The sequence below is a fragment of the Paenibacillus catalpae genome (genome assembly GCF_900112695.1).
Taxonomy (GTDB): Bacteria; Bacillota; Bacilli; order Paenibacillales; family Paenibacillaceae; genus Pristimantibacillus; species Pristimantibacillus catalpae.
Genome location: NZ_FOMT01000001.1, coordinates 624,381 through 642,315, shown reverse-complemented (window position 1 = coordinate 642,315; position 17,935 = coordinate 624,381). Strand labels below are relative to the sequence as shown.

The 17,935-nt window shown below is 48.9% G+C and carries 17 protein-coding genes; 5 read left to right on the top strand and 12 right to left on the bottom strand.

The window, feature by feature from the left end; genetic code table 11:
* Positions 1-22 precede the first annotated feature (22 nt).
* The 4 genes from BM200_RS02555 to BM200_RS02540 all read right to left on the bottom strand — a co-directional run bounded on the left by BM200_RS02555 (position 23) and on the right by BM200_RS02540 (position 5,333).
* Positions 23-1,789: a hypothetical protein gene (locus BM200_RS02555; RefSeq protein ID WP_091180991.1), complete on the bottom strand. Its 1,767-nt coding sequence runs from the start codon at positions 1,787-1,789 to the stop codon at positions 23-25.
* A gap of 24 nt (positions 1,790-1,813) precedes the next feature.
* Complete coding sequence (locus BM200_RS02550; RefSeq protein WP_091180988.1) at positions 1,814-3,478, bottom strand: DNA repair helicase XPB; 1,665 nt, start codon at positions 3,476-3,478, stop codon at positions 1,814-1,816.
* Positions 3,479-3,604: 126 nt separating this feature from the next.
* The gene (locus tag BM200_RS02545) at positions 3,605-4,003 is read right to left on the bottom strand and encodes a CBS domain-containing protein (RefSeq protein ID WP_091183436.1); all 399 of its coding nucleotides are present in this window, start codon (positions 4,001-4,003) and stop codon (positions 3,605-3,607) included.
* 148 nt (positions 4,004-4,151) lie between these two features.
* Positions 4,152-5,333, bottom strand: coding sequence for a M20 metallopeptidase family protein (locus tag BM200_RS02540; protein WP_091180986.1), 1,182 nt, complete (start codon positions 5,331-5,333; stop codon positions 4,152-4,154).
* A gap of 307 nt (positions 5,334-5,640) precedes the next feature.
* Here BM200_RS02540 and BM200_RS02535 point away from each other — a divergent pair, with 307 nt between their 5' ends.
* Together BM200_RS02535 and ftsW are read left to right on the top strand one after the other, a co-directional pair.
* On the top strand, positions 5,641-5,985 hold the full coding sequence (locus BM200_RS02535; RefSeq protein WP_091180983.1) for a YugN family protein: 345 nt from the start codon (positions 5,641-5,643) through the stop codon (positions 5,983-5,985).
* A gap of 1 nt (position 5,986) precedes the next feature.
* Positions 5,987-7,162, top strand: a complete 1,176-nt coding sequence (gene ftsW / locus BM200_RS02530) for a putative lipid II flippase FtsW (protein ID WP_091180980.1) — start codon at positions 5,987-5,989, stop codon at positions 7,160-7,162.
* Between the two features lie 59 nt (positions 7,163-7,221).
* On the opposite strand, the gene BM200_RS02525 is transcribed toward ftsW, so the two are convergent.
* Positions 7,222-7,605 carry an Asp23/Gls24 family envelope stress response protein gene (locus BM200_RS02525; RefSeq protein ID WP_091180977.1) on the bottom strand — a complete coding sequence of 128 codons (384 nt, stop codon included), beginning with the start codon at positions 7,603-7,605 and terminating at the stop codon, positions 7,222-7,224.
* A 183-nt stretch (positions 7,606-7,788) separates the two neighbouring features.
* Here BM200_RS02525 and cax point away from each other — a divergent pair, with 183 nt between their 5' ends.
* Positions 7,789-8,847, top strand: coding sequence for a calcium/proton exchanger (gene cax / locus BM200_RS02520; protein WP_091180975.1), 1,059 nt, complete (start codon positions 7,789-7,791; stop codon positions 8,845-8,847).
* 37 nt (positions 8,848-8,884) lie between these two features.
* On the opposite strand, the gene BM200_RS02515 is transcribed toward cax, so the two are convergent.
* The 5 genes from BM200_RS02515 to BM200_RS30575 all read right to left on the bottom strand — a co-directional run bounded on the left by BM200_RS02515 (position 8,885) and on the right by BM200_RS30575 (position 13,617).
* Positions 8,885-9,172, bottom strand: coding sequence for an Fpa/YlaN family protein (locus BM200_RS02515; RefSeq protein WP_091180972.1), 288 nt, complete (start codon positions 9,170-9,172; stop codon positions 8,885-8,887).
* Positions 9,173-9,312: 140 nt separating this feature from the next.
* A complete protein-coding gene (locus tag BM200_RS02510; RefSeq protein ID WP_015845356.1) occupies positions 9,313-9,555 on the bottom strand; it encodes an HPr family phosphocarrier protein in 243 nt (80 codons plus the stop codon).
* A gap of 100 nt (positions 9,556-9,655) precedes the next feature.
* Positions 9,656-10,771, bottom strand: a complete 1,116-nt coding sequence (locus BM200_RS02505; protein ID WP_091180969.1) for an aminopeptidase — start codon at positions 10,769-10,771, stop codon at positions 9,656-9,658.
* Positions 10,772-10,845: 74 nt separating this feature from the next.
* Complete coding sequence (locus tag BM200_RS02500; protein ID WP_091180964.1) at positions 10,846-11,544, bottom strand: hypothetical protein; 699 nt, start codon at positions 11,542-11,544, stop codon at positions 10,846-10,848.
* A gap of 123 nt (positions 11,545-11,667) precedes the next feature.
* Positions 11,668-13,617 carry a sensor domain-containing diguanylate cyclase gene (locus BM200_RS30575; RefSeq protein ID WP_281248331.1) on the bottom strand — a complete coding sequence of 650 codons (1,950 nt, stop codon included), beginning with the start codon at positions 13,615-13,617 and terminating at the stop codon, positions 11,668-11,670.
* Between the two features lie 361 nt (positions 13,618-13,978).
* On the opposite strand from BM200_RS30575, the gene rpsD reads away from it, so the two are divergent.
* Together rpsD and BM200_RS02485 are read left to right on the top strand one after the other, a co-directional pair.
* Positions 13,979-14,578 carry a 30S ribosomal protein S4 gene (gene rpsD / locus BM200_RS02490; RefSeq protein ID WP_091180959.1) on the top strand — a complete coding sequence of 200 codons (600 nt, stop codon included), beginning with the start codon at positions 13,979-13,981 and terminating at the stop codon, positions 14,576-14,578.
* 156 nt (positions 14,579-14,734) lie between these two features.
* Positions 14,735-15,508, top strand: coding sequence for a class I SAM-dependent methyltransferase (locus BM200_RS02485; RefSeq protein WP_091180957.1), 774 nt, complete (start codon positions 14,735-14,737; stop codon positions 15,506-15,508).
* A gap of 50 nt (positions 15,509-15,558) precedes the next feature.
* Here BM200_RS02485 and BM200_RS02480 read toward each other — a convergent pair whose 3' ends face one another.
* Together BM200_RS02480 and BM200_RS02475 are read right to left on the bottom strand one after the other, a co-directional pair.
* Complete coding sequence (locus tag BM200_RS02480) at positions 15,559-17,094, bottom strand: flotillin lipid rafts scaffold protein FloT (RefSeq protein ID WP_091180954.1); 1,536 nt, start codon at positions 17,092-17,094, stop codon at positions 15,559-15,561.
* Positions 17,095-17,125: 31 nt separating this feature from the next.
* The gene (locus BM200_RS02475; protein ID WP_342716211.1) at positions 17,126-17,662 is read right to left on the bottom strand and encodes an NfeD family protein; all 537 of its coding nucleotides are present in this window, start codon (positions 17,660-17,662) and stop codon (positions 17,126-17,128) included.
* Between the last annotated feature and the right edge of the window lie 273 nt (positions 17,663-17,935).

Sequence of the window (17,935 nt, the reverse complement as noted above, 5' to 3'; positions counted from 1 at the left end):
CATTCACCGAATTGATACAATTTTACACAAATCCACTCACTCCTGGCGCAATGAGCTTCATGCCCTGCCACATCTCCGGGGTCAAGCAAACCTCCTTATGCGTGAGCGCTTCCCGAAGCAAGCCGGTAACCGCCCAGCCTCCATCCAATCTCTCTAATCTGGCAGGGACAAAAGCAACGATGGCATCATCCATACTTAAATGGACCGGAGCCTGCCAGCTCAAAGCCTTCTCCATAATTTCAAGCCGTGTGGAATGGTGGTAGGACCTTAACTGCTGCAGCCAGCTTAACGGGACCCTGTCGAGCTCAGGCAGAAACCGTTCAATCCTGAAATCCTCGTGATTCATAAGCTCACAACCAACCAGTGTCTGCCCGGAAGAACGGAGCTGGAACTCGACTGTAACTGATTCATGATCAAGTGTCAGCATCGGATATATATCGGAAGACTGCTTCGTATCCAGGGGATCCTGCTTTCCCCAGTCCATAAGGCTGGATTCTAACAAAGGAGAGATCGGAAGCCCACCGGAAGCCGCATGCAGAAAGGATAGGACCGACGGGATGGTCCGGCCATGCGCCAGCGCTCTTCCGATGGAAGATCGGGTTAACTGCCATACCGATATCTGGTCGTCACTTTTCCTGTCAGCGATCAGCTCCAGCTCCCAACGTATACGGTTCGGACAGCCTGGCAGAACAAGCAAATCGCCATTGGGCTCAATCATGACGGGTTCCTGGCGAGCTTCCTGGCGCTGCTGATCTTGCAAGAGAAGAGGCTTCATCGCCCAACGCATCATTCTGCCGTCAGCGACTCTCGCCAGCTCCATCCATCCAAAAACACGGAGCAGATTCAGGCAATTGTCCAGACTTTGATCCCATTCCCTGCCCTCCAATCCATGATGACGGACCTCCTCTGCCATAACGGTCTCGGAATACCAAGTTCCCGGATCAAGACGTGCAAGAAGAGCCATTATATGCCACATAGCCGGTCTCTTCTCCAGCAGCTCCTCCAGGCACCATTGAAGCAATAAAGCCTCTTGCCTAAGCTCCGGCTCCGCTAACCATTCACCCAGCGTTTTCTCGTTCCATTTCATTCTATTCCCATCCAGGGCAATTACACCTAAGTGCATGCTAAGCTTAAGCACAAAAGATACAGCAGGGCTGTAAGAATCCAACGTCTCCGGCTGCCAGCCCGCTTGCTTCATATCCGCATCTGTGAGCGTGATGGCTTGCATAAGCTTGGCGGTTGTTTTCTTCGGCAGGATTCCTTTGGACGTCAGCCCAAGTCCGCTCCGGGCTAACTCGGCCCAGGCCGTCAGCAGCTGCCTGCCAAGAGGCTTATTAGACATATCTTCCTGCCGATGCTCCCATATTCCATAACCGGAATCTGCTGCAGAGAGCTTGTTCATCGGAAACAAAACGGGATGCCACAGCAGAAAACAATCGCTTGGCATGGCATACAGCCGTTCTCCCCAGCCCTGACGAAGAGCAAATACAATCCCGGCATTTTGCAGCTGAATTAGTCCATAACGAAACTCTGCTCCGGATAATCCCGCCCGTGATAAAAAAAGCCGTTCCTCCGAGACAGGACCGGCTCCAAAGCAAATATGGAACACCCGCAAAACGGCGGTGCTTGCTTCATCCATTCGGTCTACGGCTTCTTGAATAGACGGCTTGTCCATAACGGCTGCCTCCCAGCAGAGCCCGCGCTTTGCCGCCTCGATCCAAAAGGGAGACTTCATGAATTGCTGCTTGGCATGGCTTGTCAGCTTCTCCGACCATTCACTTACAAACATGAAGAATAACCTCCCTTGCTCTTCTTATCGTTTCTCAAGCTCATATTGGTAGCCTTGCTCCAGCAGAAACATCTGCCTTCTTGCGGCAAACTCGGTTTCCTTCGTATCGTCAGTCACAATGGTATAAAACCAGGCTTCATTCAGCCCTTCCTTTGGCCGCAATATACGTCCGATCCGCTGCGCTTCCTCCTGCCTCGATCCATAGCTTCCCGAGATTTGGATGGCTACAGCAGCATCCGGCAAATCCACTGCAAAGTTCGCTACTTTCGACACAGCAAGAACGGGCACGTCACCTGCTTTGAACTGTTCATATAAGCTCTGGCGTTCCTGCTGCGGCAATTCACCTGTAATGACGGGCACCTCCAGGGAATCTGCCAAGGCATGAAGCTGATCCAGATATTGCCCGATGATGAGAGTCGGGGTTCCCTGATGACGTTCAAGAAGCTGTCGGACGACCGGCACCTTGCCCGGATTCTCCGCAGCGAGGCGGTGCCGCGAGCGTTTCTCCGCCGAATGATACAGCTCGGATATCCCCTGATCGAGCGGAACGCGGATCTCCGTACATTTGACGGATGCGATATGCCCTTCTGCTTCAACCGTCTTCCATTGCAGCTCAAATTGTTTGGGGCCGATCAGCGAGAACACATCCTCCTCGCAGCCGTCTTCCCGAACCAGAGTAGCCGTAAGCCCCAGCCTTCTTGTTGCCTGAATTTCCGCTGTCATGCGAAATACCGGTGCAGGAAGAAGATGAACCTCGTCGTAGATGATAAGCCCCCAGTCCCGCTCCGAGAACAGCTTCATATGGCTGAACGAATCTTTCTTCGATCTGCGGTGAGTCAGTATCTGATAAGTTGCAATCGTAACGGGACGGACTTCCTTGGAAGCACCTGTATATTCCCCGACCTCCGACGGCTGAAGAGTTGTCTTGTCCAGCAGCTCTTCCTTCCACTGCTGCACACTGGTCGCATTGGAGGTCAGTATAAGCGTTGCACTATTCAGTCTCGCCAACGCGGCAATCCCTACAATCGTTTTGCCTGCACCGCATGGAAGCACAACAACACCGCTGCCCCCTTGAATCGTTCCTTCCTTATAAAAGAGATCAACCGCCTGCCGCTGATAATCCCGTAATTCAAACGTTTTGCCTTGCCGCGTCACAGCTCTGAGCGCCACTGACAAAGCTTCCCCTGTATGGTAGCCTGCCAAATCAATAACAGGAAATCCAAGCCGGATCAGCTCCTGCTTAAGCTGGCCCCGATACTCCGGACTTATCTCCCACGTCTCATTGTTCCTGCGTTCCCGAAGACATTCCAGAATAACCTGATGGCCTGCAAGCTCATTTAGCAGGCTTTCTTCTCCATGTAACAACAGATTGCCTTCATGAATCTCGAGGCGCAGCTTGCCATAACGATCCATCAGCTTGCGGATGTTCGTCTCCAGTACACCCGGCAGGCCATACCTTGCATATTTTTTCAGCGAATCAATGATCGCTTCCGCGTTTATGCCCGCTGAGGCAGCATTCCATAGTGATAAGGAGGACATTTTATACGTATGCCAATTCCCGGGACGTTTCACCAGCTCGGCGTACAGAATCAGCCTCCTGCGCGCTTCCTCCGATAACGGATGCTCATAATCGAGAAGCACCGTCATATCCGATTGAACGATTAACGGACCGTCCTGACGTTCCAACAAAATGATCTCCCCCCAAGGTTATAACGGTAAGCATTCACCTCCAGTATGCAAAAATATCCACCTTTTTATACGAAAAAAGGGATCCCTCCATGGTGCATCACCGTGGAAGGATCCCCCGTATTTCATCTAATGTACATGCTCCGATATTTCGTTCAGCGCTGCGCCTGCCTCCTGAATAAAGGCATCGCGGACAGCCAGATCGCCGATCGCTACCACTCCAACCAAATGGCCGTTCTCTACGACCGGAAGACGGCGTATTTTATGCTTCGCCATCAACTCCGCCGCTTCCTCCATCGTTGTATCGGGAGAAATGGTAAGCAGATCGGTTGTCATAACCGTCTCTACGTCTGTGGAACCGGAATGCTTCTCGGCATATCCCCGCACGACAAGATCCCGGTCAGTGACAGCCCCGATCAGCTTGGTTCCCTCCACGATAGGAATAAATCCAATATCATTTTGCTTCATTAAGACGGCGAGCTCGTACACGTTATCCAGTAAAGTTGCCGTGATGCATGGCGAGGACATAACATCTTTGATCTGTTTGCTCAAGGCGAAAACCTCCTAAAATGAATGATCACCCAAATGGCCGTGTTTATGTCATTGTGATGATTCATTGCTTCGAAAGCATAAGCTTGTTCGAATCTCAAGTTAGGATATCCAGCCTTGGGATGCCTCATCCCGCCGCAAAATCTTCCGCCATTTGTATAAGCAGCTGAGCCGAATGTACCAAAGCACGCTCATCCATATCAAAACGCGGATGATGGTGGGCAAATACCGCTCCCGTCTCCTGGTTGCCTGCACCAACAAACATAAAGCAACCCGGAACTTTTTCCAGATAATAAGAGAAATCTTCCGCGACCATCATCGCTTCTGACCGGATGGTGTTCTCTTCACCAAACAGTTCGCCCGATACCCGGAAGAAGCGGTTCGCTTCATGCTCATCATTCACAACAGGCGGATAACCGATTCGCATATGATAATCGTATTCCGCTCCGTACATGCTGCATGTATGTTTAACAAGTTGTTCAAGACGCTCATGGGTCAGCTTGCGGGTTTCTTCATCAAATGTACGGACTGTCCCCTTCATGACACAACGCTCGGCGATAACGTTATTCGTCGTTCCTGCCTGGAAGGAACCAATCGTAATGACCGCAGGTTTCAGCGGGTCAACATTACGGCCGATAATCGATTGAACCGCTTGAACCAATGCGGAGCCGATGACAATCGTATCGACTGTTTTATGCGGCATGCCTCCATGTCCGCCGAGACCTACTATTTCTAATGTAAATTCATCAGCTGCCGCCATAAACGGTCCCGGCTTGGTGGAGGTCTCTCCAAACGGGAGCGGTGACCACAAATGAACGCCATAAATCGCATCAACGCCGTCTAAAGCGCCGTCCTCAATCATCCGGATTGCCCCGCCCGGCGTTTGCTCCTCGGCAGGTTGGAAGATTAACCGGCGTTCACCGGCAAGCTCCGCCTTATGCTGCTGATAAAAGCTGGCCACCGCAAGCAAAGCCGACGTATGCCCGTCATGTCCGCACGCATGCATCACACCCGGTACTTTCGAACGGTATTCACAATCCTTTTCATCCTGAATAGGAAGAGCATCAATATCTGCACGAAGCGCCACAACAGGTCCCGGCTGTTCACCTTGGATGGTCACGATGAGACCATGCCCGCCTACGCCTTCACGCACCTCACAGCCAAAGGCTTTCAATTGTTCTGCAATCCAGCGAGATGTATGTACCTCTTGGAAAGACAACTCCGGATTCTGATGGAGATGTCTGCGCCACCGGACCATATCCGGATAAAGACGCTGCAGCTGTTCTTTCACATAGCCGCTTGTCTTCATGTTAGGCACCTCCTAAAAGTTTTGCGAAGCAAAACTTGCTCCGTAAGCATTCGCTTAGTTTTGCGAAGCAAAACTTGCTCCGTAAGCATCAACTTTAGTTTTGCGAAGCTAACCTTGCTTTCCATCTATTCTAACAGAACCGCACGATGCGGCATAGAGAAAGCACAGTCTCAAGAGAGAGTAAGTCTTGCGCTGACTGGGGAAACATACTATCATGGGAAATGATGTACAATTGAGTTTTTGGAACAAAACTCAGCTTCGCAAGCTTAACTTCAAATTTCACAAGCAACTTTAGGAGGAAATAACGATGATTATTGAGAATTCGGGTCTTAACGGCCTTCAAAGCGATTTGGCTCATCTGGACGATTCTGCCGAGCAGCTTGGCTTTGTACGTTGGCAGTGGGAATACTATCGCGCTACATACGATCTGAAGCTGGAAGATCAGGCGACTCAATCGGAGTACTTCGTACGCGTCAGCACGCGTGCTGTTGAAGGCAAGCTGGAAAATCCTCATGCAGTACTTGTTATTGAACACGTATACATCGGAAAAGCGACCTTCCCTCATGGCCTTGAATATGAATCGCCGATTCCGCAGCCAATCATGTCGGTTGCGAATCAACGTCTTGAGCAACTGAAACAGCTGCTAGCCTAATATGAAGAAGACACAGCAGAATGGCAGTCGTGGTAGACCGGACTTTCTGCTCCTCATTTTAACGCTGCTGCTTGTTGGATTTGGATTAGTCATGGTGTTCAGCGCAAGCTCGAACATTGCGCTTGTCTCTTCCAAATTCAATAACGATGCTTTTTATTTTACGAAGCGGCAGCTGGCATGGGCGGTTCTCGGCATCTTTTCTATGCTTTTCATGATGAATCTCCCTTACCAAATCTTTAAACGGGGATTTCTATTATTATTTATTCCCGTCCTTATAATGCTGATGGTTGTTCCATTTACCGAACCGGTGAATGGCGCACGAAGCTGGTTTCAGATTGGCTCGCTTGGCATTCAGCCGACAGAGCCTGCTAAGCTGGCCATCATTCTTTACCTGGGAGCCCTCATCTCCAAGAAGGGCGAGAAGTTCCGTGACTTCAAGAAGGGACTCGTTCCGGTCCTAGTCATTGTTGCCATCATTTGCGGGCTTATAATGGCACAGCCGGATTTAGGCTCTTGTATGGTTCTTGCCTCTTCCGCGATCATAATGATTATTGCAGGCGGGGCTAATCTGAAGCAGGTGGCCGTCGCTGGCGGTGTAGCCGGAATTGGGGTCGCTATCCTGGCGGCTATCGGAATGGCTACAAATCCTGACGGATGGGAATACCGGATTGCCCGTTTTACAGCTTATTCCGATCCTCTTGCTGATCAGCAGGGTTCCGGCTTCCAGCTGGTATCCTCTCTGCAGGCACTCGGACATGGCGGTTTTACGGGAGCGGGCTTTGGGGAAAGCGTACAGAAGCTGCACTACTTGGACTATCCTTATAATGACTTTATCTTTTCAGTCATTGCCGAGGAGCTGGGATTTATCGGGGCAAGCTTGTTTCTCTTATTTTACTTGCTGTTCCTCTGGCGGGCACTTATCGTTGCTCTGCGCTGTCCTGATCAATATGGAACGATAGTTGGGGTTGGGATCGTTGGTTTGTTCGGAATCCAGGCCTTCATTAATGTCGGCGGGGTAACCGGCGCCATACCGCTTACCGGCGTTACGCTTCCATTTGTCAGCTATGGAGGCTCCTCGCTGTTAGTCTGTCTGATGTGTATCGGAGTGCTTCTTAGTATTTCGCGCGAGGCAAACAAGCAGGACAAGCCTGAGCGAACGAAACGCTCTCATTCCTAATATAAAAAAGGCTGAACCCGTCAACAAACGGTTCAGCCTTTTTTATGTATTCCGCAGCATTATTTCAAACGCTGCTGCGCTTCTTCCGACGTTTCCTCTTCTTTAAAGGCTACGCCTTCTACCTTCACATTAACTTCCACCACGTTTAGACCGGTCATATTCTCAACCGATTCTCTTACATTAAGCTGCAGCTGTCTGCATACCTCTTGAATCGGAATGCCATAATGAACGATAATGCGAAGGTCGATTGCCGCTTCCAGCTGACCCACTTCGACGGATACACCTTTTTGAACGTTTTTACCGCTAAGGCGTTTTGCCAGTCCTTCGGAGATACCACCTGACATTCCGGCAATGCCTGGAGTCTCAAGAGCTGCGAGTCCTGCAATCGTTGCCACTACATCGTCTGAAATACGGATAATGCCTGTTTGAAGGTCCTCGTTCATGTTATTCCACTCCTCAATTTGCCATATACCATTATTGTAATGGATGGCTCAACTTGAAGCAAGAAAGGAAGTTCATCTAACGCCGGGCTAACGCGATATTTTATGGAAAAGTTTACATGGTTGTCTTTTTTCGTTATGATTAATAATGTTTTTTAGACCTACATAATTGAAGAGGTGGAATGGATGAGACAGAAACTGTTTTTTGGCGGATTGATCGTATCTTTCGCCCTGAGCGCCATCGGGCATTTCGCCCATTGGGACATGACGCTTCAATTTATCATTTCTGCCATCGCCGTCGTATTTGTAGCGGGTTTTCTAGGCAAAGCGACGGAAAGTGTTGCCCATTACGCTGGACAGCGGCTTGGCGGCTTTCTTAACGCCACGTTTGGCAACGCGGCAGAGCTGATCATCGCGATCTTCCTCGTAAAAGAAGGCTTATTCGATACGGTGAAAGCAAGTATTACCGGATCCATTATTGGCAACCTGCTGCTCGTGCTTGGTCTTAGCCTTCTTGCTGGGGGCATCAAATTCAAACAGCAATTTTTCAATAATCAATTGGCCGAGCATAACGCAACGCTGATGATTATGGCTGTTATCGGTTTGTTTGTTCCGGCTGTCTTTGTTGGCGCTGAGCATTTCACGCTGAACAAAGACCATTTCCTCAGCATTACGGTTGCCTGCATTCTGATCGTTTCTTATCTTCTGTGGCTTGTCTTCTCGATGATTACCCACAAGGATGTCCTTGCGGACAAAGAAATGAATGCCGATCATGGTGAAGAGCCGGCCTGGTCCAAAGGCGTATCCATCATTCTACTGATCGTTGCAACGGTAATGGTCGCCTTCGTCAGCGAATGGCTTGTCCATACCCTTGACAGCTTCTCTGAGAAATTTGGCCTGTCTGAGCTGTTTGTAGGTGCATTTGTTATCGCTATTATCGGTAACGCGGCAGAACACAGCGCGGCAGTTATGCTGGCGATGAAAAACAAAATCGGCGCAGCCATCGAAATCGCCATTGGCAGCAGCTTGCAAATCGCTTTGTTTGTTGCGCCGGTGCTGATTCTGTTAAGTACGTTTTTCGGCGATACGATGGACATTATCTTCACTCCGATTGAATTAACTGCCATCGGTGTAGCCGTGTTTATCGCGAAGTCGGTTTCCCGTGACGGTACAACGAACTGGTATGAAGGCTTCCTGCTTCTAATGGTATACGTTATCCTGGGTGTTGCTTTCTATCTCGTATAGCAAACAACACAAAAAAAGAGTAGGCTCCAGGTGGAGTCTACTCTTTATTATTTAATGCTTCATACAATTGAGCCAAGTTGCGTTCCAAACGGCTTAACATCTCTTTTCCGTTTTGCTCGGCAATCAACCCCGCGCGCACAGCAAAGTCAATCTCCCGCGAGAATCCATACATTTGCGTGTCCAAAACTTCCTCGTACAGCGGACATTGACGGGTCGTCAAGTTCTCCATCTGAACTTCGATAAGTTTTTCTATTTTACTCGCATCTTCCGTTAGGAGACGAAGCGCTTTCTCATGCAATTGAACCGTGACTTCCGGTGAAGACATCGTTTTCCCCCCTGTGCGTGTACCCGCCCGTCGTCTATATCTTTTATATTAGACGAAAAAGAGCTAATACACAAGGACAAAACAAAAAAGCGCTTCTTCTTTTCAGAAGAAGAAACGCTTTGTTTGTGACCAAACCGGTCTTATTCGCTAATTACCGATACATTCAAGTTATGTTTCGCGAAAATCTCAGCCATCTTGGCTTTCGCTTCTTCAGCATCAGGACCATGAACATGAAGCTCATAAGCGTGACCGCCTACCAGCGTCGTAAACAGTCCAAGAATGCTCTTAACGTCGATATATTTGTTGTCGGCTTGCAGAACGATTGAAGAGCGGAATTGGCTAGCCGCTTGAGAAATTTCTACGATAGCTGCATTGTTGGACATGGGAATCCCTCCAGTTAATTAGTAAAGCTTTCCTTGACATCATGATAACCCGAAAAATAACATCCATCAAGAGAAAAGTTCAAAAACGCTTCATTTTCATTTATTTCAAATTTTCGGAATTTAAAGCTTCCAGCTCAGGAAGCACAAATACGCCGTCTTTGCGGATTAAAACATCATCGAAATAAATCTCTCCGCCGCCGTATTCCGGACGTTGAATCAATACTAAATCCCAATGAATGGAAGAACGGTTTCCGTTATCCGTTTCTTCATACGCCTGGCCTGGTGTGAAATGCAGGCTGCCTGCAATCTTTTCATCAAACAAAATATCATTCATCGGATGTAGAATGTACGGATTAAAGCCGATTGCAAATTCGCCGATGTAACGAGCACCTTCGTCACTGTCCAGAATTTCGTTCAGCTTCTTCGTATCATTGCTGGTCGCCTTAACGATCTTGCCGTTCTCGAAGGTAAACGAAATGTTCTGGAACGTCGTTCCGGAATATACGCTTGGTGCATTATACGTAATCACTCCATTAACCGAATCCCGCACAGGCGCAGAGAATACTTCACCGTCCGGAATATTACGCTGACCGGAGCATTTTTTCGCCCCGATATCCTTAATGGAGAACGTCAGATCCGTACCCGGCGATACGATACGCACCTTATCTGTACGGGACATAAGCGCCTGCAGCGGATCCTGAGCGCGGTCCATCTTCGCATAATCCAGGTTGCATACATTAAAATAGAAATCCTCAAACGCTTCTGTGCTCATATTAGCCAGCTGCGCCATCGATGGAGTCGGGTAACGAAGAACAACCCACTTGGTCCGTTTTACGCGTTCCTCCATATGTACGGGATGGGTGTATAGCTGCTCGTATAGCCGCATTTTTTCTTTTGGTACATCGGACAGTTCATTCACATTTGAACCCGAACGCACGCCGATATAGCCCTGCATTTGCTCCATACGCTCCAGATCAAGCTTCGCCCAGAGTTCAATCTGTTCCTTAGTTGCATGCGTCAGCATGGTACGCAGGACAGAGCGGTCACTCAGCTCTACGAACGGTCTTCCGCCACGTTTGGTCACTTCTTCAATCAGACATTTCCCCAGCTCCAGCTCCAGACCAATCAAATCTATCAGGACATTGTCGCCAGGCTGCACATCAATCGAGTAGCCGGCTAGATTGGCCGCCAGCTTCTGTAATCTTGGATCACGCATCTTTCTCAAACCTCCATTATTTTAAGCACTGCTTTCAGGAAAACAGCCTTCGAACATATTAGCATGTTGACCGCTTATTGAACAGTTCCTGTTCCGTCAAAGGAATTAAAGCTGACATTTGTATCCCGTTTCTCTTGTTTATCCTTCCCGGAGAGAGAATAATGAAAAATCGTATGTTCCGCGAGCTTGAGCGGTACCAGACTGCCCCGATCAATCAGCACATCATATTGGGATTTAACTTGCAGCGACTTCAGCATATTATCCATCTGCTTACGGGATTGATTAAATTCCTTCATCCAGGCGTCTTTGTATGCCCCCTCCTGGAGCGGAGCTTTGGACTCGAGAGCATTCATCTCCTCCTGAAGCTGATCTTTCCACAGCTTGTTAGCATCCTTATCGTTCAGCTCAACATGAAGGGCAACCAAATCTGCTGTCGAAGCTGCCTCGTTAAAGCTTACTTTTTTATCTGCCTTTTTCAGTTTCTCCAGCAGCTCAATCGGGCTCCAAGACAGCTCTTCTCCATCCTCGTTCTGGGCGTGCAGCTTTGTATGCTCTTCGATATGCCCTTGAAAAGTCCGGGGAGCATTAGCAAATCCTTCTGCCGTATAAATGGTCGTTTGACCGGAGAACGCATATTGGTCCGTACCGGCAAGCCCGGCAATTGACAGGTTAAGCCACTCCTCTGGAGGGCGGCTGGCATTTGAGCATGCAGCCAATGTCAGCGGCAATGCCGCGATTAGCACCGTTATTAACGTATGTTTAAAGGTTTTCATCTACCACTGCACCTTTCGTCAAGTCGTTCCATATGACCTTATCGTCCCCAGAACGGTCAGCGGCTTATTCGGGTTAATTCCAAAAAGAAAAGGACACCCGTTAAGGTGTCCTTAAAATCTCATCTAGTTGGCTTGTCCGACATAGATCCGGTTTCTTCCGTTATTCTTGGCTTCGTACAGCGCCATGTCAGCCCTGTAGAACAAAGACTCGACGCTGATCTTCTCATTCTCATACGTCCATTCGGAGACGCCGCAGGATACCGTTACAACCGGCAAAGTCTCTGCTTCTACATGGGTACGGATCCGCTCGGCAATCCGGTATGCCTGGTCGGAACGAATACCCGGCAAATAGACAGCCAGCTCCTCCCCGCCCCATCGTGCCGCAATATCACCCTGCCGGATCGAGCTCCGAATAATATTGCTTACCTGCACCAGAATCTGATCACCTACCTGATGACCGAATGTATCATTAATTTGCTTGAAATGATCTATATCCACCAATATAAGCGCCCCAAGCGGATCTTTCCGTTGCCGGCTTTGTATCTGCTCATTCAGATAATGGCGAGCATGCAATCCCGTTAAATTATCGGTAATGACCATTCTGCGTACTTCGGCATGCAGCGATGCATTCGTAATGGCTAGCCCGATATGTGTAGACATAACTTGAAGAAGTTTATAATTGTCATAAGAGAAAAAGTTCGCGCTCTTGTGAGCAACCATAATAACCCCGGCTACTTCCGAATCGACCAATATCGGCGTCGCAATCAGCGATCGGGCGCCTGTATTGTCCATCAGCTTGGAGTTCACAACCCGTGTATGCCAATAATCCGAAATAATGAGCGGTTCTTTCGTCCTATATACAATTCCGGAGAAGCCGTATTCAGGGGAAAACCGCTCATTGGACATGGCCGGTATATTGCTTGCCGTCACAACGAACTGATTCTGCTCTTTGTTAAGCTGAAGAACACAGCAATAATCCGCATCAAATACGCTAAGAAGCTCGGATGAAGCGAATTTGAAGATTTCTTTCAGCTTTAGCGACTGGTTAAGTCTCTTTGTGAGTTCATTAATAAGCCTAAGCTCGTTAATAAGCAGATTCGATTGCTCGTACAGCTTCGCATTCTCGAAAGCCGTTCCCGCGGTATCGGCCAGAAGCACAAACGCAGGCAAGTCGGCATCATCCCAGCTGCTGGCATTCACCGTCAAGCATAATACGCCGTATGCCGCTTGTTTGCCCGTCATTGGTACCGCAAGCCGCTTTGTGCCCTCACGATCCTGCTCCGTTACCAGCTTGCCCTCAAGAAAGGATTTGGCCACCAGATCATGTGCAGCGTTTTTAAATACAAGCGGCTTTACTCGGGAATCTCCATTGACATGATCCTGAGACAGATACAATTGCGCGACCGAGTCCGGATAAAGCTGCTCCAGACTGCTCAGCATTTCAGACAAAACAGAAGAAACATCGAACTGGTCATACAGCCTCTTGGCCGCCAGAAACAAAGCATCGCGTCTGCTTGCTTCTTTTTCCGTCCGTTTCTGGTGTAAAAGCAAATCTTTAATAAACAGCTGCTCGAATCTGCGGTAGAAGCATGTCCGAAAATGCATGGCACTAAGCTGGGCCATGAACTTAGCTTGAGCACTGATCATCTGCTGTTCTGCTACATAAACAAGGACACAAAAAGGACGACGGTCTGAACGAGTAAGCACGGGTATGGCCATGGCCGCCTGTCTGTTCTCTTCTTCTGTCGCTTCTAATAGAAGTGCGGTGGCGGCAGCCTGACGAGCAACTGCTATTGCTTCCGCTTGCTGATTTATATCAATCGTCCCTGTTGATCCGATTACGTTATTATTCAGATCAAGTAATACAAACAGCCCGTCCACAAACATAGCTTGTTCATCGGTATCCTTGCGCCAGCTTGCAAAGCTCTCCTCAAGGAGCGGCAGCAAGTACGGTTCATCTGCAGCTTGAATGTCTTCGTTCTCAAACCAAACGGTTCGCGTTTCTTCTTCAACCCGATGAGCTGCCGCGGCAGCTTCATCAAACGCCTGACGATTATTATATAGATCCGCCATCGGCAACACCCAGCCCTTCCCTACATTAAAGGAGACGAGTCTATCAAGCTATTATAGTATTTATAATCATATCTTATTTCTGAGAATTTTGCACTACTCAAAATTCCAGCTTTTAGGTCTTTTGGACCTCGTTTGCTGCTGTTTTTGGCATCTGCCGGCGACTTGACAGAAGCAAACTATTTGATATATTATCTATAGATGAATGCATGGGCGTACGGTTTTGTGTCACCCTCAGAAATACGTTCGCTGATATACCAGCGGCTGAACTGTTTATCAGGCTTCGAAGATTCGAGCATAGGGCGTATTCGGCGAAACACAACCCCATCCTCAAAAATACAATTTTGAAGGAGTTACACAACTCATGTCACGTTATACAGGTCCTAAATTTAAATTAAGCCGCCGTCTTGGCATTTCCCTGAGCGGTACTGGCAAAGAATTGAAACGTCCATTCCCTCCAGGCCAACACGGTCCTAACCAACGCAAAAAGCTGAGCGGTTATGGCGTTCAATTGCAAGAAAAACAAAAACTGCGTCACATGTACGGCTTGAACGAGAAGCAATTCCGCAACTTGTTCGACAAAGCGGCTAAAATAAAAGGTATCTCCGGTGAAAACTTCATGGTTCTTCTTGAGAGCCGCCTGGACAACCTTGTTTACCGTCTTGGCTTTGCTAACTCCCGTGCAGGCGCGCGTCAGTTGGTATCGCACGGTCATGTAACAGTAAACGGCAAAAAAGTCGACATCGCTTCCTACACTGTATCGACTGGCGACGTAATCGGCCTGCGTGAGCGCAGCCGTGCAATGAAGTCGATCAAAGAAGCTATGGAAGGCCGTCATCACCTGCCGAACTACCTGGAATTCAATGATCAAGCTGTTGAAGGCAAATACGTTCGTCTTCCAGAACGTGCTGAGCTGTCCCAAGATATCGACGAAAAACAAATCGTCGAGTTCTACAGCCGCTAATTGCTTGACTGGGAAACCCCGGGAGCTAATGCTCCTCGGGTTTTTTTTCTATTCCCTTTATAGTTCAAACCTATAAAGGGAATAGATATTATATATTTCACTTATATGGAGATAAGAGGTAAAAATAAAGGTATAACAGATTGGAGGCGAAAGGAAATGAATAATCAAAGCACTCAAGCATGGAATCCCGGAACATATGACGCGCAACTTGGATTTGTTTCGAAGCTCGGCAAAGGCATTCTTGATTGGCTGAATCCCAAGGAAGGTGAAAGTATTCTCGATTTAGGCTGCGGCACTGGCGACTTGGCCGCTGAAATCACCGGTTACGGAGCAACAGTTACCGGAATGGATCAATCAGAAGCTATGATCATTTCCGCAAGAAACAAATATCCGGATATTCATTTCCTTGTTGGTGACGGAGAACAATTCAGCTTTGATGCTCCATTTGATGCGATTTTCTCGAACGCCGCTCTGCACTGGATGAAGAATGCAGCCGGTGTAATCGAGTCCGTGAGGGAAGCCTTGAAGAGCGGTGGACGATTCGTCGCTGAATTTGGCGGTAAAGGCAATGTCGATACTTTTGTTCAGGCGTTCTATGAAGTAATGCCTCGTTACAGCATCAACCCTGCTGAGCGAAATCCATGGTTTTTCCCCTCTATCGGGGAATATACAAGCTTGCTCGAACAGCACGGCTTCCGGGTTCAAATCGCGGAGCATTTCGATCGGCCTACACCTTTGCCGGAAGGCGAGAGAGGCGTTATGCATTGGCTCGAAGGGTTTGGTGATGCCTTCTTCAAAGGATTAGATGATGCGGAAAGACAGGCTGCCAAGCAAGAGGTATTTGAAACAGCCAAACAAAAGCTGCAAGCGGTAAATGGCGTGTACCAAGCTGATTACAGACGGATACGAATCGCAGCTGTTAAGAAATAAAAAAATCCCGAAGCGGATCTAGTGTCCGCTTCGGGATTTTATGTGTCCGGTTATTCCTTTTTAGCAGTAGGCTCAGCCGGTTGCGGAATCTGAACTGGGGTCTCAGCTGCTGCTGCAGCCGGAGGGATTAATGTCCCTGATACCCGCGAGGTTAGGCCTTTCATGAGGGAGTTAACATCAATACCCGAAACATTCTTCAGCATCTCCGGCGCTGTCGCCATTAAGCTTGTTACATAGTTGCTTAAGCGGGCGGCACCTTCCCCATGACCGGTATCCACAACTGTCAGCTTATCAATGCCCTTAAGCGGCTCAGCAACCTTGCCGGCGAGCTCAGGCAGCATTTTGACAATGATATCGAGTATCGCAGCTTCGCCGAAGCTTTCGAACGCTTGAGCGAGCTTTTCTTTCGCTTCTGCTTCAGCAAGACCACGCAGGCGGATAACTTCCGCTTCCGCAGTACCTTTCGCACGCTCAGCATCAGCTTCAGCCATACCGTCCAGACGCTTCTGCTCGGCATTCGCCTTCGCTTCCGCTTCAATACTATATTGCAAGGCGTCCGCTTCACGCAGACGTTTCGTTTTATCCGCTTCCGCCGCCTGCTCAACCGCATAACGGTCGGCTTCCGCCTTTTTCTTCACTTCTGCGTCATACTGCTTCTCGCGGCGCAAAATTTCCTTCGCTTCCAGGTCAATCTCGCGTTCCTTACGGACAAGCTCAACCTTCATTTGCTCCTCAACTACACTTTGCTTCGCACGGGCTTCCTGGATAAAATAAGCCTGATCCGCTTCTGCTTTTGCCATATCCTGATCACGTTTGAAGGATGCGATCTTCAGCTCCTTCTCTTTCCCGGCTTCCGCAATGTTCGTATCACGGAGCAGCTCCGCCTTCTGACCTTCTTCCTCTGCCAGTGCTTTCTTGATCCGCGAATCCCTTACCGCTTCCGCTTCCGCAATATCCGCATCACGCTTAACGGCAGCGATACGAGGCTTACCTAAGGCATCCAGATAACCATGCTTATCGCGCAGGTCTTTGATCGTAAAGGAGACGATCTGCAGCCCCATCTTCTTCAAATCCTTCGCAGCGACACCTTGAACCTCTTGAGCAAATTTATCTCGGTTCCGGTACACTTCCTCTACTGTCATCGAGCCGAGTATGGCACGAAGATGACCCTCAAGCACCTCTTGCGCCTCACTCTTCAGCGCTTCTGTTGGTTTACCCATGAACTGCTCGGCTGCAGTTGCTATATCTTCAACAATCCCGCCGATCTTTATAATCGCGACACCGTCTGCCATGACCGGAACACCTTGTTCCGTATAAACTTCCGGAGTTGATACATCAAGCTTATGGGAAAGCAGCGACAGAAACTCTGCCTTCTGAAAGATCGGCAGAATAAAGGCGCCGCCGCCTCTTACGATTTTGATTTTACGGCCGGACTCATCGGTGCTGACATTACGGCTGCCGAGGAATGACCCGGTCACAATCATCGCTTCATCCGGACTAACGGTCCGGTAACGCGCCCAAAAGGCAATACCAAGAATGACTAATACAGCAACTACAATAATAGGAATAATAAGATATTCTGGCATGAATTTTCTCCTCTCAGCTTTTGCACTTCTTTTAATAAGGGTCCAGCTTGGATACGTAAAGGGTGTTGTCCTTCACTTCCACAATAACGACCCGCACCCCTCCGGGTATGTCTTCCCCGTCAAAACTTGCAGCAATTTGGTTGGTATGACCCGCCCCTGCCTTTACCAGCACTTCTCCATACCCCTTTGATGGGATGGCCGTAATCACTTCCGCGATCTTGCCGCTCAAATCCTTTTCCGATAATGCAATCGAGTTCTCGCTCTGGCTCATCGGCTTCACATACAGGAAATAACCGCCGCCCCCAACGAGCACACCGCTGCATACAGCTAGAACCAGCACCACTACAAAGCCAAGGGCTGTATAATGCGCAAGCAGCAGTCCCGCACCGCCAAAGGCGGTCAGCCCTCCTACAAGCGTGGTCGGATTCAGCCACGGATGACCATCCAGCGATAAGAAATCAAGGACGCCGCCAAGCGCATGACCGATTAAATCTCCGAGCAGGGCGCTAATCATGGCATATAACGCACCGCCGACGAAACATCCCCAAAATATCGCCTCCAATTCCATCCCCCTCTCACAGCATCCATATGCTGTTAATTCATACGCATAGACCATCGGTTTTGTTGCGAAAAAAATGAAGCATACATATCGCAAGCTTCATTAAACTGATTGATCCGCTCATTTGCTGAGCTTTACTTTAATAAATTTATGTCCTGCCTCATCGTGCAGATTTGCTCCTGGTATGACCATTTTCACTATACAGCTACAAGAGACGAGAAGGATTAACCCCGTTACCACCCTCGCTCGGGCTATCTGCCGCCGCAAATAAAAATTGGGCAA